The sequence below is a fragment of the Parasphingopyxis sp. CP4 genome, from assembly GCF_013378055.1.
GTDB lineage: Bacteria > Pseudomonadota > Alphaproteobacteria > Sphingomonadales > Sphingomonadaceae > Parasphingopyxis.
Genome location: NZ_CP051130.1, coordinates 2,892,954 through 2,917,252 on the forward strand (window position 1 = coordinate 2,892,954; position 24,299 = coordinate 2,917,252).

Consider the following 24,299-nt stretch of genomic DNA (forward strand, 5'->3'; position numbering starts at 1 on the left):
GAAGGCCGCGAAGGGACTGTGCTAAGGGGAGCACACAGTCAGAAACTGAAACGAATACCGATTTGGGAGGGTGACGGATCGGTGTGGAACGCATCGACTTCGGAAAATCCGATATTGCCAAAGTCATGATCGTCGCCGACCTGGCCGGTAAATCCCGCCATGGGGCGCGGGCGGACGATATCTACGCGATCGCCGATCATTATGGCGGCCAGCTCCTCTTCCGCGATGCTGAAGCCATTGAGCATCGAAAGCCGGACGCTTGGAGAGGCCGAGGCGGTCATATCGGACGCCGCATTTCCTGGAACAACGGTGTGCACTGGGCGATCGGCAAGACCGAACTCGGCGCGTGTTTCGGCACTGGCCATGGCTTCGCTCATGGAAACGCTGCGCATGGCGCCGGAAAGTTGGACGGTGGCGGAGGCTTCACCGGTCTGGGCGTAAGCGGGCGACGTTGCGGCGAAGGTTGCGCCGATTGCGACTGTCAGTCCAGCAGAGGCGAACAGGATTTGCTTGATCATTATCTATCTCCAATTTCCGGCCCACCATTTTCTCAGCGCGGTCACTGGAGAGTTCGCAGGAGTGGTCGGATCGGTTACGGCACCGTCTCGGAAAGGATTCGGTCACAGTTATCGAGTTTCTCGATCACTGGTATTTGGGGGCGTCGCCGTACCGTTCGGCCCCCCAATTTTCTTGGCTCGGCAGCCATTGACCCTCTGGCGGACCGCCGCTATATCGCCGCCCGTACCGAGGATCGGTGGTGGGGGTTCATCCCAGACGCGATTCGCTTAAGGTACATGAGCTTGAACATTGCCATTGGCGTGTATGGGGCCTTGCGGAGCCGCTTGCGGTTACCGGAAGGCCTTTGTGCGTTTCCGGCTTCCGGGAAATCCGGTCGCCGAAAAAACACAGCGTGCCTTCGGCAAAGTAACTAAAAAGGTGAAGGGCTTCATGCCAACGATCAATCAGCTGGTCCGCAAGGGCCGCACACCGCAAAAGGTGAAATCGAAAGTACCCGCGATGGAAGCGAACCCGCAAAAGCGGGGCGTTTGCACGCGCGTATATACCACGACCCCGAAAAAGCCGAACTCGGCATTGCGCAAGGTGGCCAAGGTTCGCCTGACCAACCAGCGCGAAGTCATCAGCTATATTCCGGGCGAAGGGCATAATCTGCAGGAGCACTCTGTGGTGCTGATCCGCGGCGGTCGTGTACGCGACCTTCCCGGCGTCCGCTATCATGTGCTGCGCGGCGTTCTCGACACGCAGGGCGTGAAGGATCGCAGGCAGAGCCGTTCGAAATATGGCGCCAAGCGCCCCAAATAGATTGATCGAAGAGGTCTAACGATATGTCTCGTCGTCGCCGTCCCGAAAAGCGGGAAATTTTGCCGGATCCCAAATTTGGGGATGTGGTCCTGTCCAAATTCATGAACAACCTGATGTATGACGGCAAGAAGTCCGTCGCAGAAGGCATTGTCTATGGCGCGCTCGACCAGGTCGAAGCCAAGTCCAAGGCCGATCCTGTTCAGCTGTTCCATGATGCATTGAACAACATCAAGCCGGGCGTAGAAGTGCGCAGCCGCCGTGTCGGTGGCGCCACCTATCAGGTGCCGGTTGAAGTTCGCCCCGAACGCGCACAGGCGCTGGCCATTCGCTGGCTGATCGGTGCAGCTCGCGGGCGTGGTGAAAACACCATGGCAGCGCGTCTGTCCGGCGAGCTGATGGATGCAGCCAACAATCGCGGCAATGCGGTCAAGAAGCGTGAAGACACGCATAAGATGGCCGAAGCCAACCGCGCCTTTTCGCATTACCGCTGGTAATCACAAAACACTGACTCGCCGGTTCGATACCGGCAATGGAGCACTACAATGGCCCGCGATACCTCGATCGAAATGTATCGGAATATCGGCATCATGGCGCACATCGATGCTGGCAAGACGACGACGACCGAACGCATCCTCTACTATACCGGCAAGTCCTATAAGATCGGCGAAGTCCATGACGGCGCCGCGACGATGGACTGGATGGAGCAGGAGCAGGAGCGCGGGATCACGATCACGTCTGCTGCAACGACGACCTTCTGGCGCGATCATCGCATCAACATCATCGACACCCCGGGCCATGTGGACTTCACGATTGAAGTTGAACGTGCACTGCGTGTGCTCGATGGCGCGGTTGCCGTATTCGACGGCGTTGCCGGCGTAGAGCCGCAGTCCGAAACAGTTTGGCGCCAGGCCGATCGCTATCATGTGCCGCGGATGTGCTTCATCAACAAGCTCGATCGCACGGGCGCGAACTTCGACATGTGTGTCGAAATGATCGTTGACCGGCTGGGCGCGACCCCGATCGTGCTGACCCTGCCTATCGGCCTCGAAGCCGATCTTAAAGGTGTCGTCGATCTGGTGAACAATAATGCGATCATCTGGAAGGATGAATCTCTGGGCGCTGAATTCGTCATCGAAGATATTCCTGCCGACATGGCTGATGCCGCTGCTGCAGCGCGCGAAACCATGATGGAACTCGCCGTCGAGCAAGACGACGATATCATGGAATCCTATCTCGAAGGCACCGAGCCGGACGCCGATACGCTCCGCAAGCTGATCCGCAAGGGTACGCTGGCGCAGGCATTTGTTCCGGTGCTCTGTGGTTCGGCCTTTAAGAACAAGGGTGTTCAGCCGCTGCTCGACGCAGTTGTCGACTATCTGCCGGCACCGACCGACGTTGAAGCCATCAAGGGCATCAAGCCGGGCCAGCGTGAAGACGAAGAAGAAATCGAAGAATCGCGCGCATCGAGTGATGAAGCGCCGTTCTCCGCTCTCGCCTTCAAGATCATGACCGACCCGTTTGTCGGTACGTTGACCTTCTGCCGCGTCTATTCGGGCAAGCTCGATCGCGCGGACCAGGTGATGAATTCGGTCAAGGATTCGAAAGAGAAAATCGGCCGCATGTTGCTTATGCATGCGAATGACCGGGAAGACATTGAAACGGCCCATGCAGGAGACATTGTCGCCATCGCCGGCCTGAAGAATGTCACCACCGGTGATACGCTGTGCGCGTCAAACGCTCCGATCATTCTGGAACGGATGGAATTCCCGGATCCGGTTATCGAAGTTGCTGTCGAGCCGAAGACCAAGGCCGACCAGGAAAAGATGGGCATCGCGCTCAATCGCCTGGCTGCCGAAGATCCAAGCTTCCGCGTAACGTCCGACGAAGAATCGGGCCAGACGATCATCAAGGGGATGGGCGAGCTCCACCTCGAGATTCTCGTCGATCGCATGAAGCGCGAGTTCAAGGTCGACGCCAATGTCGGCGCGCCGCAGGTTGCCTATCGCGAAAGCCTGAAGCGGGCTGTCGAAGGCTTTTCTTATACGCATAAGAAACAGTCGGGCGGTTCCGGTCAGTTCGCCGAAGTGAAGCTCAACATCGCTCCTGGTGAGCGCGGTTCGGGCATCACGTTCGAAGATTCGATCAAGGGCGGTAATATTCCCAAGGAATATATCCCGTCGGTTGAAAAGGGTATGCGCGAAACTGCGGAAACCGGTTCGCTGATCGGCTTCCCGATCATCGATTTCGCAATTGAGCTGATCGACGGCAAATATCATGACGTCGATTCATCAGCACTGGCATTCGAGATTGCTGGCCGGGCTGCAATGCGTGAAGTGGCGCAGCAGTCGGGTATCAAATTGCTCGAACCGGTAATGAAGGTTGAGGTTGTGACCCCAGAAGACTATCTGGGCGACGTAATCGGCGATCTGAACAGCCGCCGTGGACAGGTGCAGGGTACAGACAGCCGGGGCAATGCCCAGACAGTCGATGCCATCGTGCCTCTTGCGAATATGTTCGGCTACGTTAATGAGCTGCGCTCGTTCTCACAGGGCCGTGCCCAGTATACGATGCAGTTCTCTCATTATGAGGAAGTGCCGCAGCAGGTAGCCGACGAAGTTAAGGCGAAACTTGCCTAAGCGAGATGAGTTGAGTTTTTAAGAGACGTACAAAGACGAGGAACAAATAATGTCGAAGGAAAAATTTGAGCGGACTAAACCGCACTGCAACATCGGCACGATCGGCCATGTCGACCATGGTAAGACGACGCTGACGGCTGCGATTACCAAGGTGCTGAATGCGGCAGTTGATTTTGCCGACATTGATAAGGCTCCTGAAGAGCGTGAGCGTGGCATCACGATTTCGACGGCTCACGTCGAATATGAAACCGACGCGCGCCACTATGCACACGTCGATTGCCCGGGCCACGCTGACTATGTGAAGAACATGATCACCGGTGCTGCCCAGATGGACGGCGCGATCCTGGTTGTGAACGCTGCTGATGGCCCCATGCCGCAGACCCGCGAGCACATCCTTCTCGCCAAGCAGGTCGGCGTGCCGGCCATGGTCGTCTACATGAACAAGGTCGACCAGGTTGACGATGAAGAGCTGCTCGAACTCGTTGAGCTCGAAATCCGCGAACTTCTCTCGGGCTATGAATTCCCGGGCGACGATATTCCGATCATCAAGGGTTCGGCTCTGGCCGCTCTCGAAGGTCGCGATCCGGAAATCGGTGAAAACTCGATCCGCGAGCTGATGGCCGCTGTCGACGAATATATCCCGCAGCCGGATCGTCCGCTGGACAAGCCGTTCCTGATGCCGATCGAAGACGTGTTCTCGATCTCGGGTCGCGGTACGGTTGTTACCGGTCGTGTTGAAACCGGAATCGTCAACACGGGCGACGAAGTTGAAATCGTCGGCATCAAAGACACGTCGAAAACGACTGTCACCGGTGTTGAAATGTTCCGCAAGCTTCTCGACGAAGGCCGTGCCGGCGACAATATCGGCGCGCTGCTTCGTGGTGTTGAGCGTGAGGGCGTTGAGCGTGGCCAGGTTCTGGCCAAGCCGGGTTCGATCACTCCGCACACGGAATTCTCTGCAGAGGTTTACGTTCTGTCGAAAGACGAAGGTGGCCGTCACACGCCATTCTTCGCCAACTATCGTCCGCAGTTCTACTTCCGCACGACGGACGTTACCGGTGAAATCACGTTGCCGGAAGGCACCGAAATGGTCATGCCGGGCGACAATGTTAAGCTTGGTGTCAAACTGATCGCTCCGATCGCCATGGACCAGGGTCTGCGCTTCGCAATTCGCGAAGGTGGCCGGACGGTCGGCGCAGGGGTTGTCGGCGACATCACTGCATAGTATAGGCTCCGCAAGCCCGCCCGATTCCCCTCGGGGAGTCGGGCGGCTTGTTTTTGTTTTAATTGGTTTAATGGGCCCGGCTTTGGTCGGGTTCTGGCTCTTTCTTATCGGTAGTTGGACATGGAAACGCAGAATATTCGTATTCGTCTGAAGGCATTCGATCATCGTGTGCTCGATCAGGCAACCGGCGACATCGCCGATACGGCTCGCCGCACGGGCGCGCTTATTCGCGGTCCTATTCCGATGCCGACCAAGATTGAAAAGTTCACGGTGAACCGTGGCCCGCATGTCGACAAGAAGTCGCGCGAGCAGTTTGAGGTTCGTACGTATAAAAGGCTGCTCGATATCGTGCAGCCGACACCGCAGACGGTCGATGCGCTGATGAAGCTCGATCTGGCCGCCGGTGTCGATGTTGAGATTAAGCTGGCTTAGCTAGCGCGCCGCTCCATCGGGGCGGTTTTAAAAATTGGGATACCGCGCAGCAATGCTGTGGTCTGCGTCCCCCGTCAGCTTCGCGGCTTAATGTCGCGCGGCACTCAGCCCGGACGGGGCGATGCATGGAAATTTGGGTTGATCACGCCCGCTGCATTTGCGCGGTGGGCCTCTGTTGAGGAGACGTACAGTGATGCGCAGTGGCGTTATCGCGAAGAAGATGGGAATGACACGCCTGTTCCAGGCGGACGGTCGGCACGTGCCGGTTACCGTTCTGCAGCTGGACAATTGCCAGGTTGTGTCGGTCCGTGAAGCAGAGCGCGACGGCTATACCGCCGTTCAGCTGGGCGCTGGCGTTGCCAAGCCCAAAAATGTTTCGAAGCCGGTCCGCGGCCATTTCGCGAAAAGTGAAGTCGAGCCCAAGGCTCGCGTCGTTGAGTTCCGTGTCGATGAGGATGCATTGCTTCCTGTCGGTGCGACGCTGACGGCGGATCATTTCGTTGCCGGCCAGACAGTCGACGTGACCGGGCAGACGCAGGGCAAGGGCTTTGCGGGCGCCATGAAACGACACGGTTTCGGCGGTCTGCGTGCAACCCACGGTGTTTCCATCTCTCACCGTTCGCACGGTTCGACGGGTAACCGCCAGGATCCGGGCAAGGTTTTCAAGAATAAGAAGATGGCCGGCCATATGGGCGACCGTCAGCGCACCCAGCAGAATCTCGAAGTTGTCCGCACCGATGCGTCGCGCGGCCTCATCTTCATCAAGGGTTCGGTTCCGGGTCACAAAGGGGCATGGTTGATCGTCAACGATGCCGTCAAGGTTCCGTTGCACGCCGATGCACCGATCCCAGGCGGCCTGCGCCGCAATGCCGATGAAACGGCTACCGAAGATGCACCGGCCGGCATGATCGAAGAAGGCGCCGTTCAGGAAGCCGATACCGGTCCGACCGATGCTGAAATCGAAGCAGCAGCTGCTGAAACTCCCGCCGAAACGCCAGCCGAAGACAAGGCTGACGATGCTGGCGATGACGAGCAGAAGGAGGGCTAAGCCATGAAGCTCAAGGTCAAAACCCTCGACGCTAAAGCCAAGGGCGATATCGATCTCAAAGATGAGATTTTCGGTCTCGATCCGCGCGCCGACATCCTGCATCGCGTAGTCAACTGGCAGCTCGAAAAGCGCCGGCCGACCGCACGTGCCGCTCGGGAGCGTTCGGACGTTAATCGCACCGGCAAGAAGTACGGCAAGCAGAAGGGCGGCGGTACCGCCCGTCATGGCGATCGTCGTGCCCCGATCTTTATCGGTGGCGGTAAAGCCCACGGTCCACGTAAGCGTGATTTCAATCCGTCGCTGAACAAGAAGGTTCGTGCGCTCGGCCTGAAAATGGCGCTGTCCGCCAAAGCCAAGAATGACACTCTGATCGTCGTTGAGAATATCGATCTCAAGGATGCGAAGACACAGGCGCTCAAAGGCCATTTCGACAAGCTCGGCATGGGCAAATCGGCGCTGGTTATCGACGGCGAAGGCGTGAACGACAATTTCCGCAAGGCTTCGGCCAATATCGTCGGCGTCGATGTGATGCCTGCGATCGGCGCGAATGTTTACGACATCCTCAATCATGAGACGCTGGTTTTGACCCGCGCAGCGGTTGAGCAGCTGGAGGCGCGCTTCAATGGCTAAAAAGAAAGAAGCGGTCGCACTCGATCACTACGACGTGATCAAGGGTCCGCACATCACCGAGAAATCGACCCTCCTGAGCGAAAACAACGCGGTTGTTTTCCAGGTCAGCAAGGACGCGACGAAACCGGCGATCAAAGCAGCGGTGGAAGCCCTGTTCGACGTCAAGGTTGAGAAGGTCAACACGCTGATCCAGAAGGGCAAATCGAAGCGCTGGCGGGGTCGCCCCTATCAGCGCAGCGACCTTAAAAAGGCAGTTGTCACCCTTGCGGATGGCGACTCCATTGACGTGACCACGGGGATCTAGTCATGGCACTTAAATCAGCCAAACCGACGAGTCCTGGCCGGCGCCATCTCGTCATTGTCGACAAGTCGGGCCTGTATAAGGGCGGACCGGTCAAAGCGCTCGTCGAAGGCAAGCGCAAGACGGGTGGCCGCAACAATATGGGTCATGTCACGTCGCGTGGCATCGGCGGCGGTCACAAGCAGAAATATCGCAAAGTCGATTTCAAGCGTCGCAAATGGGATATGGAAGCCACGGTTGAACGGATCGAATATGATCCCAATCGTTCGGCGTTCATCGCGCTCATCAAATATACCGATGACGAACTTGCCTATATCATTGCACCGCAGCGTCTCGACGTAGGTGACACGGTCATCGCTGGCGAAAAGGTCGATACCAAGCCTGGCAATGCCATGCTGCTCGGCCAGATGCCGGTCGGCACGATCTGCCACAATATCGAAATGCGCCCGGGCAAGGGTGGGCAGATCGCCCGCGCTGCCGGTACTTATGTCCAGGTCGTCGGTCGTGACCGCGGCATGGTCATGGTTCGTCTGAAATCGGGTGAGCAGCGCTACATCCCTGCCAATTGCATGGGCACGGTCGGCGCGGTTTCGAACCCGGACAATGCGAACACCTATTTCGCCAAGGCCGGTCGCAATCGCTGGCGTGGCAAGAAGCCGCTGACCCGCGGTGTCGCAAAGAACCCGGTCGATCACCCGCATGGTGGTGGTGAAGGCAAGACCTCAGGTGGCCGTCATCCGGTTTCACCGACAGGCAAGCCGACCAAAGGTGCTCGTACTCGTAATCCCAAGGCTGCTTCGAACAAAATGATCATCCGTTCGCGGCACAAGAAGAAGAAGAGGTAGTCATGGCCCGGTCCGTATGGAAAGGTCCGTTTGTAGACCTTCATCTCCTGAAGAAAGCCGAAACGGCGCAGGACGAAAACTCGAACAAGCCGATCAAGACCTGGTCGCGTCGTTCGACGATCCTGCCGCAGTTCGTTGGCTTGACCTTCAACGTTTACAACGGCCGCAAATTTGTGCCGGTTTCGGTGAATGAGGATATGGTCGGGCACAAGCTCGGCGAGTTCGCTCCGACCCGTTACTTCCCCGGTCACTTGGCCGATAAGAAGGGACGTTAGTCATGGGTAAGCAGACTAATCCCCGTCGCGTCGAAGAGAATGAGGCATTTGCGGTCGGCAGCTCGATCCGCGGTTCCGCTCAAAAGCTCAATCTGGTCGCCGGTCTGATCCGCGGCAAGAAAGCCGAAGATGCGCTGAACGTGCTGAGCTTCTCGAAGCGCGCCATGGCGGTTGACGTGAAAAAGGTTCTGCAGTCGGCAATCGCCAATGCAGAGAATAACCACAATCTCGATATCGATGCGCTGGTCATCAGCGAAGCGAGTGTCGGCAAACATATGACGATGAAGCGCTGGCGTGCCCGTGCTCGTGGCCGCTCGGCCCGGATCGTCAAACCGTTCAGCCGCATCCGCATTGTCGTTCGTGAAGAGGAAGACGCGTAATGGGTCATAAATCCAACCCGATAGGCATGCGCCTCCAGATCAACCGGACCTGGGACAGCCGCTGGTACGCCGAAGGCCATGAATATGGTCGGCTGCTGATGGAAGATCTCAAGATCCGCAAATACATCATGGATACGGTGCCCCAGGCAGCGATCTCCAAGGTGGTGATCGAGCGTCCGGCCAAATTGTGCCGCATCTCTGTCTATGCTGCTCGTCCCGGTGTGATCATCGGCAAGAAGGGCGCGGACATTGAAAAGCTGCGCAAGAAGCTCGGTGAGATGACGGACAGCGATGTGTCGCTGAACATCGTCGAAATCCGCAAGCCGGAAGTCGATGCGCGTCTCGTTGCCCAGTCGGTCGCAGACCAGCTGGAACGCCGGATCGCATTCCGCCGCGCCATGAAGCGCGCCGTTCAGTCGGCGCTGCGTCTCGGTGCAGAAGGTATCAAGATCACTTGTGGTGGTCGTCTCGGTGGTGCGGAAATCGCCCGGACCGAATGGTATCGCGAAGGCCGTGTGCCGTTGCACACCCTGCGCGCCAATGTCGATTATGCCGAAGTTTCTGCTCACACGGCCTATGGCGTGTGCGGCGTGAAATGCTGGATCTTCAAGGGTGAAATCATGGCCCATGATCCGACGGCGCAAGACCGGTTGATGGTCGAAGCACAGACTTCGGGCGTTCGCCCGGCGCAGCGATAAGAGTTTTTGAGGAAGGTACGGCACGATGCTGCAACCCAAACGCACCAAGTTCCGCAAGGCCTTTAAGGGCCGGATCAAGGGCAACGCCCCTGGCGGTACGGACCTGAATTTCGGCGCTTTCGGCCTGAAGGCCCTGGAGCCGGAGCGGATTACTGCGCGCCAGATCGAAGCGGCTCGCCGTGCGATCACGCGTCACATTCGCCGTCAGGGCCGATTGTGGATCCGCGTATTCCCGGACGTCCCGGTTTCCAAGAAGCCGGCCGAGGTCCGTCAGGGTAAGGGTAAGGGTTCGCCTGAATATTGGGCGGCTCGGGTAAAGCCTGGTCGTATCCTGTTTGAACTGGACGGCGTTCCCGGTCCGCTCGCACGCACGGCGTTTGAGCGCGCAGCCGAGAAACTGCCGATCAAGACCAAGGTGGTCGCCCGCCTTGGCGAGTCGATTTACTAGGAGGCACGAGCGATGGCACGGCCAATCGAGGACCTTCGGGTCAAGAATGACGATGAGTTGGCAGCGGATCTTGCTGATCTGAAGCGTGAGCAGTTCAACCTGCGCTTCCAGTCGGCAACCAACCAGCTCGAAAACCCGACTCGGGTTACCGAGGTTCGGCGGACGATCGCCCGTATCAAAACGCTGCAGAGCGAACGCGCTCGCGCGGCCGCTGAAACGGCTTAAGGAGTTTATTGCAATGCCAAAGCGCGTGCTGACCGGGATGGTTGTGTCGGACAAGACCGACAAGACGGTTGTGGTGAATGTCGAACGGAAGGTGAAGCACCCTCTGTATGGCAAGATCATCCGGCGTTCGAAAAAATACCACGCCCATGATGAGAAAAATGAATTCGCCATCGGTGAAACGGTGCGGATCGAAGAAACGAAGCCGATTTCGAAGCTCAAGACCTGGAAGGTTCTTGATCGCGTCGATGTGAGCAGCGCGCCGAAGCATGTTGAGAAGATCGACATTGCCGAAACCGATGCCGTCGATCTTGAAGCGGCTCGTGATCCTGCTGCGGACACCAAGGCCGAAGCATAGATTTTAGAAGGTTTTCCTGCCTGGAGCGGGAAATGAGGAAGAAGGAACGGATCGATGATCCAGATGCAGTCAGTTCTCGACGTCGCCGATAACAGCGGTGCCAAGCGCGTCCAGTGCATCAAGGTGCTGGGTGGCTCAAAGCGTCGTACCGCGACCGTAGGCGACATCATTGTTGTCTCGATCAAGGAAGCGGCGCCGCGCGGCAAGGTCAAGAAGGGCGATGTCCATCGCGCTGTGATCGTGCGTACCCGCAAGGATGTGAAGCGTCCCGACGGCTCGACGATCCGTTTCGACAGCAACGCCGCTGTGCTCGTGAACGCTAATAAAGAGCCGATCGGTACGCGTATCTTTGGCCCTGTGGTTCGCGAACTGCGCGCCGCACGGCACATGAAAATCGTCAGCCTGGCACCGGAGGTTCTCTAGTCATGGCAGCCAAGATCAAAAAGGGCGACAAGGTCGTCATCCTGGCCGGGAAGAACAAAGGCCAGCATGGCACAGTCAGCAAGGTCCTGCCGAAATCGGACAAGGTGCTCGTCGACGGCGTGAATATCGCCGTGCGTCACCGCAAGCCGACCCAGCAGAACCCGCAAGGCGGCATCGAGCGCAGCGAAGCCCCGCTGCACATCTCGAATGTCGCACTCGAGGACCCGAAGACCGGCAAGCCGACCCGGGTCCGCATGGAAACCAAGGATGGCAAGAAGGTGCGCGTTGCAACGCGTTCCGGGGAGACGATCGATGGCTGATTATACGCCGCGTCTACGCACCGAATATAAAGACCGTATCGTCAAGGCGATGACGGAAAAGTTCGGATACACAAATCACATGCAGGTCCCGCGGATCGAAAAGATCGTGATCAACATGGGTGTCGGCAAGGCCGTGGACGACAAGAAGCGCGTCCAGAAGGCAGCTGACGAGATGGAGAAGATTGCTGGCCAGAAGCCGGTAATCACGCTCGCGAAACAGTCGATCGCAAGCTTTAAGCTGCGTGAAGGCATGCCGATTGGCTGCAAGGTCACGCTGCGCGGCGATCGTTTGTTCGAATTTGTCGACCGGCTTGTCACTATTGCATTGCCCCGGGTTCGCGACTTTCGCGGCCTGAACCCGAAGAGTTTCGACGGGCGCGGCAACTTCGCAATGGGTCTCAAGGAACAGATGGTGTTCCCGGAGATCAAATATGACGATGTCGACGAAGTCCGCGGCATGGATGTGATCGTCACGACGACCGCGCGAACGGATGAGGAAGCACGCGAACTGCTGCGGCTGTTCAACTTCCCCTTCCCGCCGGAAGAAACGTCCGACGACGAAACCGATAACGAAGAGCAGAAGGAAGCGGCGTAAGCCCATTCCTTCTCGCAACAAGGAGCGAGAACTTAAGTCATGGCGAAACTGAGTTCCATCGAACGGAATGAAAAGCGTAAGCGGATGGCCAAGAAATACGCGGCCAAATACGCGAAGCTGAAAGCACAGGCGAACGATAAGTCACTCGACGATAGCGAGCGACTGATTGCACGTCTCAAAATGGCGGAAATTCCCCGCAACGCGAACCCGACCCGCATCCGTAACCGGTGCGAGCTGTCTGGTCGTCCGCGCGGCTATTACCGCAAGTTTAAACTCTCGCGCATCGCACTCCGCGATCTGGCCAATAAAGGCCTGATCCCCGGCGTGACGAAGTCGAGCTGGTAGGGGTAGCGATATGTCGATGACTGATCCCCTGGGTGATATGCTCACCCGTATCCGCAACGGCCAACAGGCGAAGAAGGACTCGGTAACGAGCCCGGCTTCCGGCCTGCGTGCGCGCGTCCTTGAGGTGCTGCAGCGTGAAGGCTTTATCCGCGGTTACAGCGAGGAAGAGCTTGGCAAGCATAAAGGCTTGCGGATCGAGCTGAAATATTTCGAAGGCCAGCCGGCCATTCAACATCTGGCGCGCGTTTCGACCCCGGGTCGCCGCGTGTACAGCGGATCGAAGGATCTGCCGCGGGTGCGTAATGGCCTTGGCATCACCATCGTCTCGACACCTCGCGGCGTGCTTTCCGATGCGGAAGCGCGTGAGCAGAATGTCGGCGGCGAAGTGCTGGCGGAGGTATTCTAAGATGAGCCGTATCGGAAAAAGGCCGGTTGCACTTCCCGATGGTGTCACCGCAGAAGTTCAGGGCAGTGAGCTCAGCGTCAAAGGGCCCAAGGGCTCCTTGTCGATGACCATGTCCGACGATGTCGAGTGCAAGGTTGCTGATGGCGAGATTCAGATCAATCCCGCCAACGACACCCGCCGGGCACGCTCCTATTGGGGCATGCAGCGGACGCTCGCAGCCAATCTCGTCGAAGGTGTGACGGAGGGCTTCTCCAAGACGCTCGAAATCACCGGCGTTGGTTATCGCGCTTCGGTTCAGGGCAAGACGCTCAAGCTGCAGCTCGGTTTCAGCCATGACGTGGATTATGCGATCCCGGAAGGCATCGACATCAAAGCCCCGGATCAGACCACGGTCGAGATCAGCGGCATGGATAAGCAGCAGGTTGGCCAAGTGGCCGCCGAAATCCGCAAATGGCGGAAACCTGAGCCTTACAAGGGCAAGGGCATCAAATATCGCGGGGAATATGTTTTCCGCAAAGAAGGAAAGAAGAAGTAAGCCATGGCAAAGCGACTTACTCCTTTCGAGAAACGCCGTCAGCGCGTCCGTGTGGCTCTCCGCCGCAAGGCGGGCGATCGTCCGCGGCTGTCGATCCATCGGTCTGGCCGGCATATCTATGCCCAGGTCATCGACGACAAGGCTGGAGGCACGGTTGCCGCAGCCTCGACGCTGGATGGTGATTATAAGGGCAAGAGCGGCGCGAATGTTGAAGCGGCTGCCGATGTTGGCAAGCGGATTGCCGAACGGGCGACCAAAGCTGGCATCAAGCGGGTTGTATTCGATCGTGGTGCCTTTCTGTTTCATGGGCGCGTCAAGGCGCTCGCGGATGCCGCTCGTGATGGCGGACTGGAGTTTTAATGATGGCCGACGATAAAAAGACGGACGCCGCGCCTGAAGAAGCCCCGAAAGAGGCTCCTGAAGAAGCGAAGGCTGAAGAAACCGAAGCCAAGGCACCTGCTGCCGAAGCCGCTGCTGAAGAGAAACCGGCCGAAGACGCCGCGCCTGCTGAAGCTGCTGCCGAAGACAAGCCGGCTGAAGAAGCCGCGCCTGCTGAGGCTGCTGCCGAAGACAAGCCTGCCGAAGCCGCTGCTGAAGAAAAGCCTGCTGCGAAAAAGCCGGCTGCCGACGCAGCACCAGCTGCAGACGCACAGCCGCGTGGTCGTGGACCGCGGGGCGGACGTGGCGGAAACAATCGTGGTGGCGGTCGTGGTCGCGGTCGCGGTCGTGACAATCGCCGTGACGATGATGGCGAAGATCTGATCGAGAAGCTCGTTCATATCAACCGCGTCTCGAAAACGGTTAAGGGTGGTAAGCGTTTCGGCTTTGCCGCTCTGATGATCGTGGGCGACGGCAAAGGCCGCGCCGGTTTCGGTCATGGCAAGGCTCGCGAAGTTCCGGAGGCCATTCAAAAGGCAACCGCCGCTGCAAAGAAAAGCATGATGCGTGTGCCGCTGCGGGATGGTCGCACGCTGCACCATGATGGCCAGGGCCGTTTCGGCGCAGGTAATGTGACCGTGCGGTCGGCGCCTCCGGGTACCGGTATTATCGCCGGTGGTCCGATGCGTGCTGTGTTCGAAAGCCTCGGTGTTGCCGATGTTGTGACCAAGTCGGTTGGAACATCCAATCCTTACAACATGATCCGGGCAACCTTTGAGGCGCTCAAGGATCAGTCGAGCCCGAAATCAGTGGCTGCACGGCGCGGTATGAAGATTGCCGAACTGGTGCGTCGCCGCGGCGATGTCGGTGCCGAAGAAGCCAAGGCTGAAGCCGAGGCGGTAACGGAGTAGAATAATGGCCGCAGCAAAGAAGAAACTGATCTCGGTAACCCAGACGGGCTCCCCGATCCGCCGCGAGAAGAGCCAGCGCGCAACGCTGGTTGGTCTCGGGCTCGGCAAGATGAGCCGAACCGTTGAACTGGAAGACACGCCTGCAGTACGCGGCATGATCCATAAGGTTCGCCATATGGTCGAGGTACAGGACAGCTAAATCCCGTCTCCATCACGGAGGCGATAGCGCGAAACAAGCGAAAGCGAGTGCAAGACATGAAACTCAACGAACTCAACGACAATAAGGGTGCGCGCAAGCTGCGCACACGGGTTGGCCGGGGTATTGGCTCGGGCAAAGGCAAGACCGGTGGTCGCGGCATGAAAGGCCAGAAGAGCCGTTCAGGCGTCTCGATCAATGGTTTCGAGGGCGGCCAGATGCCGCTTCACATGCGTTTGCCGAAGCGTGGTTTCAACAATCCGTTCGGTAAGGACTATGCCATCGTCAATATCGGCGCTGTGCAGAAGGCCATCGACGAGAAGAAGCTCGACGCCAAGAAGACCGTTGATCAGGCCGCGCTCGAAGCGATTGGCTTGACCCGTGGCGGCAAAGACGGTGTCCGTCTGCTCGGCAAGGGCGAAATCTCCGCCAAGGTGAATTTTGCGGTTGCCGGTGCCTCGAAAGGCGCTGTGGAAGCCGTTGAAAAGGCTGGTGGCAAGGTCGAAATCTCGGCTGCGCCTAAAGCAGAAAAAGCCGACAGCGAGTAGCAATAGCGGGGTAGGGCTTGCCGTTGGCAGGTCGCGCCCCGATATAGCGATCTTCGCGGATACGGGGATTGGATAGATAATGGCCAGTAACGCCAATGTTGGAGCAGGACTGAATCTGGGCAAATTCGCCCAGGCCACCGAACTGCGCCAGCGCATCTGGTTTACGCTCGGCGCGTTGATCATTTTCCGCCTGCTGAGCTTTGTGCCACTGCCCGGAATCGATCCAGTTGCCCTGCAAGATGTCGTCAACCTGACCCAGGACAATACGGGCGGCGGCGGCATCCTGAATGTCTTCAATACATTTTCCGGTGGTTCGCTGGAGCGGATGAGTATCATCGCGCTCGGCGTGATGCCCTATATTACGGCCTCGATCGTCGTGCAGATGGCGGCGGCTCTCTCGCCGACGCTCAATGCGATCAAGAAAGAGGGCGAAAGCGGCCGCAAAAAGCTCAACCAATATACCCGTTATGGTACTGTCGGCCTGACCGCCGTTCAGGGCTATTTCCTGGCTGTCGGCCTTGAAACGCTTGCCACTGCGCAGGGGCAACAGGTTATTGTCAGCGATAGTTACATGCTGTTCCGTATCGGTGCTGTTGTCAGCCTGGTCGGGGGCACGATGTTCCTGATGTGGCTGGGTGAACAGATCACCTCGCGCGGCGTTGGTAATGGTGTTTCACTGATCATCATGGCCGGTATCGTTGCGATGATGCCGACCGAGCTGATCCAGCTCTTCGCATCTGGCCAGACTGGCGCGATCCCGACCGGCTATGTCGTCGGCTTCCTGCTGCTGTTCGTCGGCCTGATCTTCGGCATCTGCTTCATGGAGCGGGCGCAGCGCCGGGTGCTCATTCAATATCCGAAACGCGCACAACAGCGCGGCGGCATGACGCAGGAAAAATCGCACCTGCCGCTCAAGATCAACACCGCTGGTGTTATCCCGCCGATCTTCGCTTCGTCGCTGCTGCTGATGCCGCTGACCGTGGCGCAGTTCATGACAGGCGGTGTTGGCGGCGATACGGCGTCTACCAGTAACGAGCTGATGTTGACGATCACCAACGCGCTGGGCCGCGGCGGATCGCTGTACCTGATGCTCTATGCCGGCCTCATCATCTTCTTCTGCTTCTTCTACACGGCGGTTGTCTTCAACCCGGAAGAAACGGCGGACAATCTGAAGCGCTATGGCGGTTTCGTCCCTGGCATTCGCCCCGGCGAACGGACGGCGGAATATCTCGATTATGTGCTGACGCGCATCACCGTGGTCGGCGCAGCCTATCTGACATTGATCTGTCTGATACCGGAATTCCTGTCGACCCAGGCGGGCATCCAGGCCTTTGTGTTGGGCGGCACCAGCTTGCTGATTGTGGTCAATGTGACGATCGATACCGTCAGCCAGATCCAGAGCCACTTGCTCGCGCACCAATATGGTGATTTGATCAAGAAGGCTAAACTGAAAGGCGGGGGACAGCGCCGGTGAATATCATTCTGTTGGGCCCGCCAGGTGCGGGTAAAGGCACTCAGGCATCGAAGCTTGAGGATGAGCGCGGCATGATCCAGCTTTCTACCGGCGACATGTTACGCGCGGCCGTAGCAGCAGAAACACCGGTTGGGCTCCAGGCCAAGGATGTGATGGCCCGCGGTGATCTGGTCTCCGACGAAATCGTTACCGGCATTCTCTCCGATCGTCTCGATGAAGACGATGTGAAGGGTGGCTTCATCCTTGATGGCTATCCGCGCACCGAAGCCCAGGCCCATTCGCTCGACGAGCTGCTCGCTGCCAAAGGTATGAAGCTTGATCATGTGATCGAACTGGTCGTTGACGAGGACGCGCTTGTTGAGCGGATTACGGGCCGTTTCACCTGCGGCAATTGCGGCGAAGGCTATCACGACACCTTCAAGCAACCCAAGGTTGAAGGCGTGTGCGATGTGTGCGGCAATAGTGAATTCAAACGCCGCGCCGACGATAATGCGGAATCCGTGCGGACCCGGATGAACGAATATCGCACCAAGACAGCCCCAATCATCCCGCATTACGAACCCAAGGGCCTGGTACGCCGGGTCGATGGCATGGCCGATATCGAAACGGTCAGCGACGCAATCGGCGCAGTACTCGACCAAGGCTAGGCCTCGCTCGACGAGCGGCTGGCGGGTTTCCCCAAATTTGCTATTCTTCGCCTGAGGGATCGGGAGGGATAGATGTTTCGAACAATAGCATGTGCATTGGCAATTGCGGTTGCCACGCCGGCGGCTGCCGACGTCACATTGGCCGATCATGGCTTTGTGACGTCCAACAGCGCCGAGGTGTCTGCAAGCCCGGCTGAGGTCTGGGCGGCGCTGGTCGAACCGGCGCGCTATTGGAGCGGCGATCATAGCTGGTCGGGCGACGCGGCGAATTTCTCGCTCGATCCGGTTGGCGGCGGGTGTTTCTGCGAAAATTGGGGCGAGGGCAATTCGGTTGAGCATATGCGCGTCGTGATGGTGCGGCCCAATGCCATGCTGCGGTTATCAGGCGCGCTGGGTCCGTTGCAGAGCGAAGGGCTGGCCGGAGCTTTGACCTGGCAGCTGGATGCGACCGATACCGGAACGCGCATCACCCAGACGATGAGCGTTGGCGGCCATATGCAGTTTGATCGCGAAACCTTTGCGCCGATCGTCGATAGCGTCGTCCGCGAACAGTTTGATCGCCTCGTGGCTCTATTCCCGGCTTCGGAGTGAGGGTCGGCGAGTAGGCCGCCCGCTTGGCTGTCACCGCTTTCTCCATCTGCTACACAGCCTTACCGATCGGGCTCGAATCGCCTGAGGGTTGCGCTTCTGGGTTTCTTAAGGGGGGAGATACAATGGCAGTCAGCGATCACGTTAATCTCGAACAATTCATGGCCGGTGTTGAAAAACGCAATATGGGCCAGACCGAGTTCATCCAGGCTGTTCGCGAAGTGGCCCAGGACATATTCGATTTTATCGCCGACAAGGAAGAATATCACGAAGCCCAGATCCTGCGCCGCATCGCCGAGCCGGATCGCGTCGTTTCGTTCCGCGTTTGCTGGGAAGATGATAATCATAATATCCGCGTTCAGCGCGGCTGGCGGGTTCAGAACAATAATGCGATCGGCCCTTATAAGGGCGGCATTCGCTTTCATCCGAGCGTCAATGAAAGCATTCTCAAATTCCTCGCTTTCGAACAGACTTTCAAAAATTCGCTGACCGGGCTTCCAATGGGCGGCGGCAAGGGTGGCTCCAACTTCAATCCCAAGGGCAAGTCGGACAGCGAAGTCATGCGCTTCTGCCAGTCCTTCATGACCGAACTCTATCGCCATATCGGCCCGGATACAGACGTCCCGGCCGGCGATATCGGCGTTGGCGGGCGTGAGATCGGCTATATGTTCGGTCAGTATAAGCGGATCACCAATCGCTGGGAGGGCGTGCTCACTGGCAAGGCGGTCGAATATGGCGGATCGCAGATGCGGCCCGAAGCGACCGGCTATGGCGCGGTGTATTTTCTCCAGAATATGCTCAAGCATCAGGGCCAGGATGTCGAAGGCAGAACGACGATCATCTCTGGCTCCGGCAATGTTGCCACCCATGCGGCCGAAAAGATCGTAGAGCTGGGCGGCAAGGTGCTCACTCTCTCCGATAGCGGCGGCTTCATCCATGATCCCGACGGCATCGATCAAGAGAAGATCAACTGGGTGAAGGAACTCAAGACCGAGCGGCGCGGCCGGATCAGCGAATATGCCGATCATTTCACCAACGCGACCTTTCATGAAGGCGCGCGGCCCTGGCGGGTTGAGGCAGAACTGGCGCTGCCGTGCGCCACGCAGAACGAGCTCAATGGCGATGAAGCGCGGGCCATGGTCAAGAATGGCGTGATTGCGGTTTCGGAAGGGGCGAATATGCCGACAACCCTGGAAGGCGTGGATGTCTTCCATGACGCCCATATCATGTATGCGCCGGGCAAGGCGGCCAATGCAGGCGGGGTTGCCGTGTCTGGCCTTGAGATGAGCCAGAATTCAGAACGCGTTTCTTGGCATACCGAGCGCCTCGGCGATCTGCTCCAGGATATCATGAAGGATATTCACGAAAAATCGGCCGAATATGGCAGCGACGAAGATGGCGGTTACGTCAACTATGTGAAGGGCGCGAATATCGCCGGCTTCAAAAAGGTTGCCGATGCGATGCTGGCCTTCGGGGTCGTCTAGCGGCAACTGTCAGCCTGGCAAGCCCGTAAATTTGATCTCGCTAATGCTATCGACTACAGATGTAGTCGATAGCATTAGCCCGTGCGTTTGCACGGAACAGGAGACGGGATGAAGACGGGAATTGCGTGGCTGATCGCCGCATCATTGGCTGGAATGTCAGTCGCTGGCGCGACCGCCCAAGCGCAAGCGCCTGTTCCCGAAGAGACAGCCCAGTTTTTCAGCGGCAACTGGGAAGGCGAAATGGCGCCGCCCCGCTGGCCCGCCTATCTGCATATCAGTCTCGATCTGTCAGCTGATCCTGTCGGATCGATCTACACATTGGGACAGACGATTGAGCTTGGCGATCCGCGCTATGATGGCGAGACGCTGACCGTGTCATTGATCGGCCCCTGGTCGATCACGCCGCGTATCCATCTGCGCCAGACCGATGACGGCCTGGTTGGCGACTGGCAGGAGGAAGATAGCCACTATCCGATGTGGCTTGGACGGGTGCCGGACTTGCCGACCCCGGATGATCGCACGGCGGCCTGGTTGCAGGATATCGACACGCTCGATACCCGCTTCCTCCGATTTGATCGCAGCTTTGATGCGGAGGCACGCGCGGAGTTTCGGCGCCGTCTCGCCACGCTGCGCGATCACGTCGCCGATATGAGCGATGGCGAGATCGTGATCGCGCTTTCGCGCGCGGTGGCGCTGGCCGATAATGCCCATACGCGGCTCTATATGTTGCGAAACCGGACGGTCTTCCGGCGCCTGCCAATTCGTTTCTGGTGGTTCGGAGACAGCCTCCGCGTGGTCAGCGCGAACGAAGATCATCGGCATCTGCTCGGCTGCCAAGTCGATATGATAGCTAGCACATCGGCATTGCAGGCGCGGGAGATTGCCGCGACTGCCGTGTCCGGCAATGCGTCCTGGGCAAATTACAAATCAACTTATCTTCTATCGAGCCCGGAAACATTGCACGGCCTCGGCCTGGCAGCGCCCGACGCACCGGTAGAGCTGGGCGTGTCGGAATGCGGGGCTGGGCCGATCGTTGCAGTTTCGGCGTTGCCACTAGAACGATCCGACGATCCGGTTGAAGCGTGGTGGGAGCTGTCTCCCTTTCTTGCTGCCCAGCATGGCCGCGTGCAAGCCTTGGCCGATCGAACCGACAGCTTACCACTCTATCTGAGCCAGCCGGACAATCTGCATTGGTATCAGCGTCTCGAAGATCAGGGCATATTCTACGTTCAGCTCAATCGCGCCGAAGCGATGGGCGATCAGGATTTCGGCGATTTCTCTGAAGCCCTGCTCGCCGCCTTTCGCGCGCAGCCAAACCTGGCATTGGTGATTGACCTGCGCTTCAACACCGGCGGCAATGCCAGCCTGCTCGAAGATCTGATGGAGACATTGCAGGCTGAATCCACCGATATGCGCCGCTACATCATCACGGGCCGGGCAACATTTTCGGCCGGAATACTGGTGGCCGCAGAATGGCGCGAGGCCGGCCGCGTGACCCTTGTCGGCGAACCGGTGGGCGATGTGTTGGACTATTGGGCGGAAGGCGGGAATATCATTCTGCCCAATTCGCGCGTGAATGCGCATTTTGCCAATGGCGCGCATCGCTATTCCGGTGCGCCATGCCCGGACAAGAATTACTGCCTGCAGGTCGATATCGACACGCTTGACCCAGATATCCCGCAAAGTGCGAGCTGGGACGACTATCTGAATGGCCGAGATCCCGCGCTCGAAAGCATCATTGCCGATTTGGCCGGAACCAGCCCAGCTGATTGATTGCTGACGGCAAGCACAGCGAACTCATTGATGCCACAACACATCGCTCTCTGATCAGCGTCAGGGCTGGCCATTAGCGCGAATCTGCGACACGGTTCGCCGGTGTAACCGCGACGTCCGGTTCAGCGAATAGACTGGCATAGGCAATTTACACTGCCAGGGAGGCAGCAATGTTCGAAGCAATTAATGAATGGTTTTTGAGTTTGGGCGCGGACTATGGCGTTAATCCTTACATCTTCGGCGGGATCTATGTTGGTGCCGTGCCCTTTTTCCTGGCCACGGTTGGCTGGATGGTCCGCCGGAAGCGGCGCGGTGAATCGATCACCTTCCAACTCATAATCGCCGGATTTCTAGCCATGTCAGCCTATATTTACCTGATTTTTGCCGGCCAGAACCTCGCTTGGTGGGTCTATGCGATCATCGCCTTGCTGGTAATTTACAGTATCTGGTCGTTGATCAAGAAAGCGCGCGAACCGGCCCCGGAGCCGAGCGCCGAGTAGGCCGTCCCGGCACTCGATTGAAAACGCCGCAAATCCGGACTGATGGCTTGACAGAATAGGGTCGAAATCCTATTTCACCCTCACTCCGAAGACACCGGTCTACCCGGCGGCGCGATTCGTGCGTCCGTCGGGTTCGTTCGTTTTCGGTTCATGAAGCTTTGAGATGGGCGGTAGCCAAACCGTCTGTGGAGCAGGAGACAAACCACGTGGCACGTATCGCTGGGGTCAACATCCCGACCCATAAGCGCGTTGAAATCGCGCTCACCTATATCCATGGCATTGGCCCCACAACGGCCAGAAAGCTGACGGAACAGCTCGGAATTCCTTTCGAGCGCCGAGTCCAGGACCTGACCGACGCCGAAGTCGTGCAGATCCGTGAAGCCATTGATGCCGATCATACCGTTGAAGGCGATCTTCGCCGCGAAACGGCAATGAACATCAAGCGGCTTATGGACCTCGCCTGCTATCGCGGCCTGCGTCATCGCAAAGGCTTGCCGGTTCGTGGCCAACGCACGCACACCAATGCGCGCACCCGCAAGGGCAAGGCCAAGCCGATCGCTGGTAAGAAGAAATAGTCAGCGTTTCCGGGCGCGGTACCGCCGCCGCCCGAACCGCTTCTCAGGATATCTAGGTAGGAATTGGAACCATGGCTCGCGAACCGCAACGGGTAAAGCGCCGGCAAAAGAAGAACATCACATCGGGCGTCGCCCATGTGAATGCCACGTTCAACAACACACTCATCACGATCACCGATGCCCAGGGCAACGCGATCAGCTGGTCTTCGGCCGGCATGATGGGCTTCAAGGGTAGCCGCAAGTCGACCCCATATGCTGCGCAGGTTGCAGCTGAGGATGCCGGCAAGAAGGCTCAGGAACATGGCGTGCGTACGCTGGAAGTCGAAGTGAAGGGCCCGGGCTCGGGTCGTGAATCGGCGCTCCGCGCATTGCAGGCAGTTGGCTTCACGATCACATCCATCCGCGATGTGACGTCGATCCCGCATAATGGCGTTCGGCCGGCCAAGCGCCGCCGCGTCTAAATGCACAACGGGAGGCGGTGGGCTCCGCTCTCTCGCACAAGAATGTTTTTACAGGCAGAGGCCAGCCCCGCCTCCGCCAAACCGCCAAGGGGAATACCGTGTCCGTCAACATGAAAAACTGGCAAGAGCTCAAAAAGCCCAATGGTCTGGAAAAGAAGAGCGGCGGCGATGCATCGCGCAAAGCGACCTTCGTTGCTGAACCGCTTGAGCGTGGCTTTGGCCTGACGCTCGGCAATGCGCTGCGCCGCACGTTGCTGTCTTCGCTTCAGGGTGCGGCCATCACGTCGATCAAGATCGAAAACGTCCTGCACGAATTCTCGTCGCTGGCCGGTGTGCGCGAAGACGTCACCGACATCGTCCTGAACATCAAGCAGGTTGCCATTGCGATGGAAGCCGAAGGCACCAAGCGCCTCCAGCTTTCCGCCACTGGCCCAGCTGAAGTAAAGGCTGGCGACATCACCACATCGGGCGATATCGAAATCCGTAACCCGGATCTCGTTATCTGCCATCTCGATGAAGGTGCGACGCTCAACATGGAACTGACCGCCAGTACCGGCAAAGGCTATGTTCCGGCGGCCCAGAACCGCCCGGCCGATGCGCCGATCGGTCTGATCCCGGTCGACAGCCTCTATTCGCCGGTTCAGCAGGTGGCTTACAAGGTCGAGAACACCCGCGTTGGGCAGGAACTCGATTATGACAAGCTGACGCTGACCATCGAAACCGATGGCACGGTGACCCCGGAAGATTCGCTCGCTTATGCCGCGCGCATTCTTCAGGACCAGCTGCAGCTGTTCGTCCATTTCGACGAAGAACTGCCGGCACCGACCCAGGCTATCGGCGAAGCCGCGACCCCGGGCATGCTCGGCGGCGCCGCTGCAGAGGGCGATACCAACCAGCTCAACCGTTACCTCCTCAAAAAGGTCGACGAGCTGGAACTGTCGGTCCGGTCTGCCAACTGCCTCAAGAACGACAACATCATCTATATCGGCGATCTGGTTCAGAAGACCGAAGCCGAGATGCTGCGCACGCCGAACTTCGGCCGCAAGTCGCTCAATGAGATCAAGGAAGTCCTCGCCACTATGGGCCTGCGCCTCGGCATGGATATCCCCGGCTGGCCGCCTGAAAATATCGAGGAAATGGCCAAGAAGCTTGAGCAGGAACTGCTCGGCTAAAGGGAATATGTGCTCCGGCGAAGGCCGGAGCCCAGTTCCTTCCATAGGCCTAGGCTCCGGCCTTCGCCGGAGCACAATAGGGGAAAGGGCGACACCCCTGAAACGTCGCCTGGTCTTGGGTACCTGATACGGCCCCTGAACGAACAAAGG

Annotated in this window: 35 protein-coding genes; 34 read left to right on the forward strand and 1 reads right to left on the reverse strand. The window is 58.3% G+C overall.

Annotated features, from left to right (window positions below):
- Window positions 1-38: 38 nt before the first annotated feature.
- Window positions 39-518, reverse strand: coding sequence for a hypothetical protein (locus HFP51_RS14225; protein ID WP_176876365.1), 480 nt, complete (start codon window positions 516-518; stop codon window positions 39-41).
- A gap of 430 nt (window positions 519-948) precedes the next feature.
- Between HFP51_RS14225 and rpsL the strand changes: the two genes are divergently transcribed.
- From rpsL to HFP51_RS14395, 34 genes are all read left to right on the forward strand, one after another.
- On the forward strand, window positions 949-1,320 hold the full coding sequence (gene rpsL / locus HFP51_RS14230; RefSeq protein ID WP_176876366.1) for a 30S ribosomal protein S12: 372 nt from the start codon (window positions 949-951) through the stop codon (window positions 1,318-1,320).
- 23 nt (window positions 1,321-1,343) lie between these two features.
- Window positions 1,344-1,814, forward strand: coding sequence for a 30S ribosomal protein S7 (gene rpsG, locus HFP51_RS14235; RefSeq protein WP_176876367.1), 471 nt, complete (start codon window positions 1,344-1,346; stop codon window positions 1,812-1,814).
- Between the two features lie 48 nt (window positions 1,815-1,862).
- Entirely contained in the window at window positions 1,863-3,956 is a 2,094-nt protein-coding gene (fusA, locus tag HFP51_RS14240; RefSeq protein WP_176876368.1) for an elongation factor G, read from the forward strand.
- 49 nt (window positions 3,957-4,005) lie between these two features.
- Window positions 4,006-5,181 (forward strand): elongation factor Tu, encoded by a 1,176-nt coding sequence (tuf, locus tag HFP51_RS14245; RefSeq protein ID WP_176876369.1) that lies wholly within the window; start codon window positions 4,006-4,008, stop codon window positions 5,179-5,181.
- Between the two features lie 120 nt (window positions 5,182-5,301).
- Window positions 5,302-5,613 carry a 30S ribosomal protein S10 gene (gene rpsJ / locus HFP51_RS14250; RefSeq protein WP_176876370.1) on the forward strand — a complete coding sequence of 104 codons (312 nt, stop codon included), beginning with the start codon at window positions 5,302-5,304 and terminating at the stop codon, window positions 5,611-5,613.
- Window positions 5,614-5,806: 193 nt separating this feature from the next.
- Window positions 5,807-6,661, forward strand: coding sequence for a 50S ribosomal protein L3 (gene rplC / locus HFP51_RS14255; protein WP_176876371.1), 855 nt, complete (start codon window positions 5,807-5,809; stop codon window positions 6,659-6,661).
- 3 nt (window positions 6,662-6,664) lie between these two features.
- Entirely contained in the window at window positions 6,665-7,291 is a 627-nt protein-coding gene (gene rplD, locus HFP51_RS14260) for a 50S ribosomal protein L4 (protein ID WP_176876372.1), read from the forward strand.
- Complete coding sequence (locus tag HFP51_RS14265; RefSeq protein ID WP_176876373.1) at window positions 7,284-7,595, forward strand: 50S ribosomal protein L23; 312 nt, start codon at window positions 7,284-7,286, stop codon at window positions 7,593-7,595. The genes rplD and HFP51_RS14265 overlap by 8 nt, the downstream gene beginning before the upstream one ends.
- A gap of 2 nt (window positions 7,596-7,597) precedes the next feature.
- Entirely contained in the window at window positions 7,598-8,437 is an 840-nt protein-coding gene (rplB, locus tag HFP51_RS14270) for a 50S ribosomal protein L2 (protein WP_176876374.1), read from the forward strand.
- A gap of 2 nt (window positions 8,438-8,439) precedes the next feature.
- The gene (gene rpsS / locus HFP51_RS14275; RefSeq protein ID WP_176876375.1) at window positions 8,440-8,712 is read left to right on the forward strand and encodes a 30S ribosomal protein S19; all 273 of its coding nucleotides are present in this window, start codon (window positions 8,440-8,442) and stop codon (window positions 8,710-8,712) included.
- 2 nt (window positions 8,713-8,714) lie between these two features.
- Window positions 8,715-9,092, forward strand: a complete 378-nt coding sequence (gene rplV, locus HFP51_RS14280) for a 50S ribosomal protein L22 (RefSeq protein WP_176876376.1) — start codon at window positions 8,715-8,717, stop codon at window positions 9,090-9,092.
- Window positions 9,092-9,790, forward strand: coding sequence for a 30S ribosomal protein S3 (rpsC, locus tag HFP51_RS14285; protein ID WP_176876377.1), 699 nt, complete (start codon window positions 9,092-9,094; stop codon window positions 9,788-9,790). The genes rplV and rpsC overlap by 1 nt, the downstream gene beginning before the upstream one ends.
- 25 nt (window positions 9,791-9,815) lie before the next feature.
- Window positions 9,816-10,238 carry a 50S ribosomal protein L16 gene (rplP, locus tag HFP51_RS14290; protein ID WP_176876378.1) on the forward strand — a complete coding sequence of 141 codons (423 nt, stop codon included), beginning with the start codon at window positions 9,816-9,818 and terminating at the stop codon, window positions 10,236-10,238.
- Between the two features lie 12 nt (window positions 10,239-10,250).
- Window positions 10,251-10,463, forward strand: coding sequence for a 50S ribosomal protein L29 (gene rpmC / locus HFP51_RS14295; protein WP_176876379.1), 213 nt, complete (start codon window positions 10,251-10,253; stop codon window positions 10,461-10,463).
- Window positions 10,464-10,476: 13 nt separating this feature from the next.
- Window positions 10,477-10,818: a 30S ribosomal protein S17 gene (gene rpsQ, locus HFP51_RS14300; RefSeq protein WP_176876380.1), complete on the forward strand. Its 342-nt coding sequence runs from the start codon at window positions 10,477-10,479 to the stop codon at window positions 10,816-10,818.
- Window positions 10,819-10,872: 54 nt separating this feature from the next.
- Window positions 10,873-11,241, forward strand: a complete 369-nt coding sequence (rplN, locus tag HFP51_RS14305; RefSeq protein WP_176876381.1) for a 50S ribosomal protein L14 — start codon at window positions 10,873-10,875, stop codon at window positions 11,239-11,241.
- Between the two features lie 2 nt (window positions 11,242-11,243).
- Complete coding sequence (rplX, locus tag HFP51_RS14310) at window positions 11,244-11,561, forward strand: 50S ribosomal protein L24 (RefSeq protein ID WP_176876382.1); 318 nt, start codon at window positions 11,244-11,246, stop codon at window positions 11,559-11,561.
- Window positions 11,554-12,156, forward strand: coding sequence for a 50S ribosomal protein L5 (rplE, locus tag HFP51_RS14315; RefSeq protein WP_176876383.1), 603 nt, complete (start codon window positions 11,554-11,556; stop codon window positions 12,154-12,156). Before rplX ends, rplE begins: the two co-directional genes overlap by 8 nt.
- Before the next feature lie 39 nt (window positions 12,157-12,195).
- Entirely contained in the window at window positions 12,196-12,501 is a 306-nt protein-coding gene (gene rpsN / locus HFP51_RS14320; RefSeq protein WP_176876384.1) for a 30S ribosomal protein S14, read from the forward strand.
- A gap of 10 nt (window positions 12,502-12,511) precedes the next feature.
- Window positions 12,512-12,907 (forward strand): 30S ribosomal protein S8, encoded by a 396-nt coding sequence (rpsH, locus tag HFP51_RS14325; protein WP_176876385.1) that lies wholly within the window; start codon window positions 12,512-12,514, stop codon window positions 12,905-12,907.
- Between the two features lies 1 nt (window position 12,908).
- Complete coding sequence (gene rplF, locus HFP51_RS14330) at window positions 12,909-13,442, forward strand: 50S ribosomal protein L6 (protein ID WP_176876386.1); 534 nt, start codon at window positions 12,909-12,911, stop codon at window positions 13,440-13,442.
- A 3-nt stretch (window positions 13,443-13,445) separates the two neighbouring features.
- Complete coding sequence (rplR, locus tag HFP51_RS14335; protein WP_176876387.1) at window positions 13,446-13,802, forward strand: 50S ribosomal protein L18; 357 nt, start codon at window positions 13,446-13,448, stop codon at window positions 13,800-13,802.
- Window positions 13,802-14,731 (forward strand): 30S ribosomal protein S5, encoded by a 930-nt coding sequence (rpsE, locus tag HFP51_RS14740; protein ID WP_255454695.1) that lies wholly within the window; start codon window positions 13,802-13,804, stop codon window positions 14,729-14,731. The genes rplR and rpsE overlap by 1 nt, the downstream gene beginning before the upstream one ends.
- A 4-nt stretch (window positions 14,732-14,735) precedes the next feature.
- Window positions 14,736-14,930: a 50S ribosomal protein L30 gene (rpmD, locus tag HFP51_RS14345; RefSeq protein ID WP_176876389.1), complete on the forward strand. Its 195-nt coding sequence runs from the start codon at window positions 14,736-14,738 to the stop codon at window positions 14,928-14,930.
- A gap of 56 nt (window positions 14,931-14,986) precedes the next feature.
- Window positions 14,987-15,475: a 50S ribosomal protein L15 gene (rplO, locus tag HFP51_RS14350; protein WP_176876390.1), complete on the forward strand. Its 489-nt coding sequence runs from the start codon at window positions 14,987-14,989 to the stop codon at window positions 15,473-15,475.
- Between the two features lie 79 nt (window positions 15,476-15,554).
- Window positions 15,555-16,949 carry a preprotein translocase subunit SecY gene (secY, locus tag HFP51_RS14355; protein WP_176876392.1) on the forward strand — a complete coding sequence of 465 codons (1,395 nt, stop codon included), beginning with the start codon at window positions 15,555-15,557 and terminating at the stop codon, window positions 16,947-16,949.
- Window positions 16,946-17,596: an adenylate kinase gene (locus tag HFP51_RS14360; protein WP_176876393.1), complete on the forward strand. Its 651-nt coding sequence runs from the start codon at window positions 16,946-16,948 to the stop codon at window positions 17,594-17,596. Before secY ends, HFP51_RS14360 begins: the two co-directional genes overlap by 4 nt.
- A 72-nt stretch (window positions 17,597-17,668) precedes the next feature.
- Window positions 17,669-18,187, forward strand: a complete 519-nt coding sequence (locus HFP51_RS14365; RefSeq protein WP_176876394.1) for an SRPBCC domain-containing protein — start codon at window positions 17,669-17,671, stop codon at window positions 18,185-18,187.
- Window positions 18,188-18,309: 122 nt separating this feature from the next.
- Window positions 18,310-19,668, forward strand: a complete 1,359-nt coding sequence (gdhA, locus tag HFP51_RS14370) for an NADP-specific glutamate dehydrogenase (RefSeq protein WP_176876395.1) — start codon at window positions 18,310-18,312, stop codon at window positions 19,666-19,668.
- Between the two features lie 108 nt (window positions 19,669-19,776).
- Entirely contained in the window at window positions 19,777-21,441 is a 1,665-nt protein-coding gene (locus HFP51_RS14375; protein ID WP_176876396.1) for a hypothetical protein, read from the forward strand.
- Window positions 21,442-21,611: 170 nt separating this feature from the next.
- A complete protein-coding gene (locus HFP51_RS14380; protein ID WP_176876397.1) occupies window positions 21,612-21,941 on the forward strand; it encodes a hypothetical protein in 330 nt (109 codons plus the stop codon).
- Between the two features lie 206 nt (window positions 21,942-22,147).
- Window positions 22,148-22,516 (forward strand): 30S ribosomal protein S13, encoded by a 369-nt coding sequence (rpsM, locus tag HFP51_RS14385; protein WP_176876398.1) that lies wholly within the window; start codon window positions 22,148-22,150, stop codon window positions 22,514-22,516.
- Between the two features lie 71 nt (window positions 22,517-22,587).
- Window positions 22,588-22,977 carry a 30S ribosomal protein S11 gene (gene rpsK, locus HFP51_RS14390; protein ID WP_176876404.1) on the forward strand — a complete coding sequence of 130 codons (390 nt, stop codon included), beginning with the start codon at window positions 22,588-22,590 and terminating at the stop codon, window positions 22,975-22,977.
- A gap of 98 nt (window positions 22,978-23,075) precedes the next feature.
- Entirely contained in the window at window positions 23,076-24,149 is a 1,074-nt protein-coding gene (locus HFP51_RS14395; protein WP_176876406.1) for a DNA-directed RNA polymerase subunit alpha, read from the forward strand.
- The last annotated feature ends 150 nt before the right edge of the window (window positions 24,150-24,299 follow it).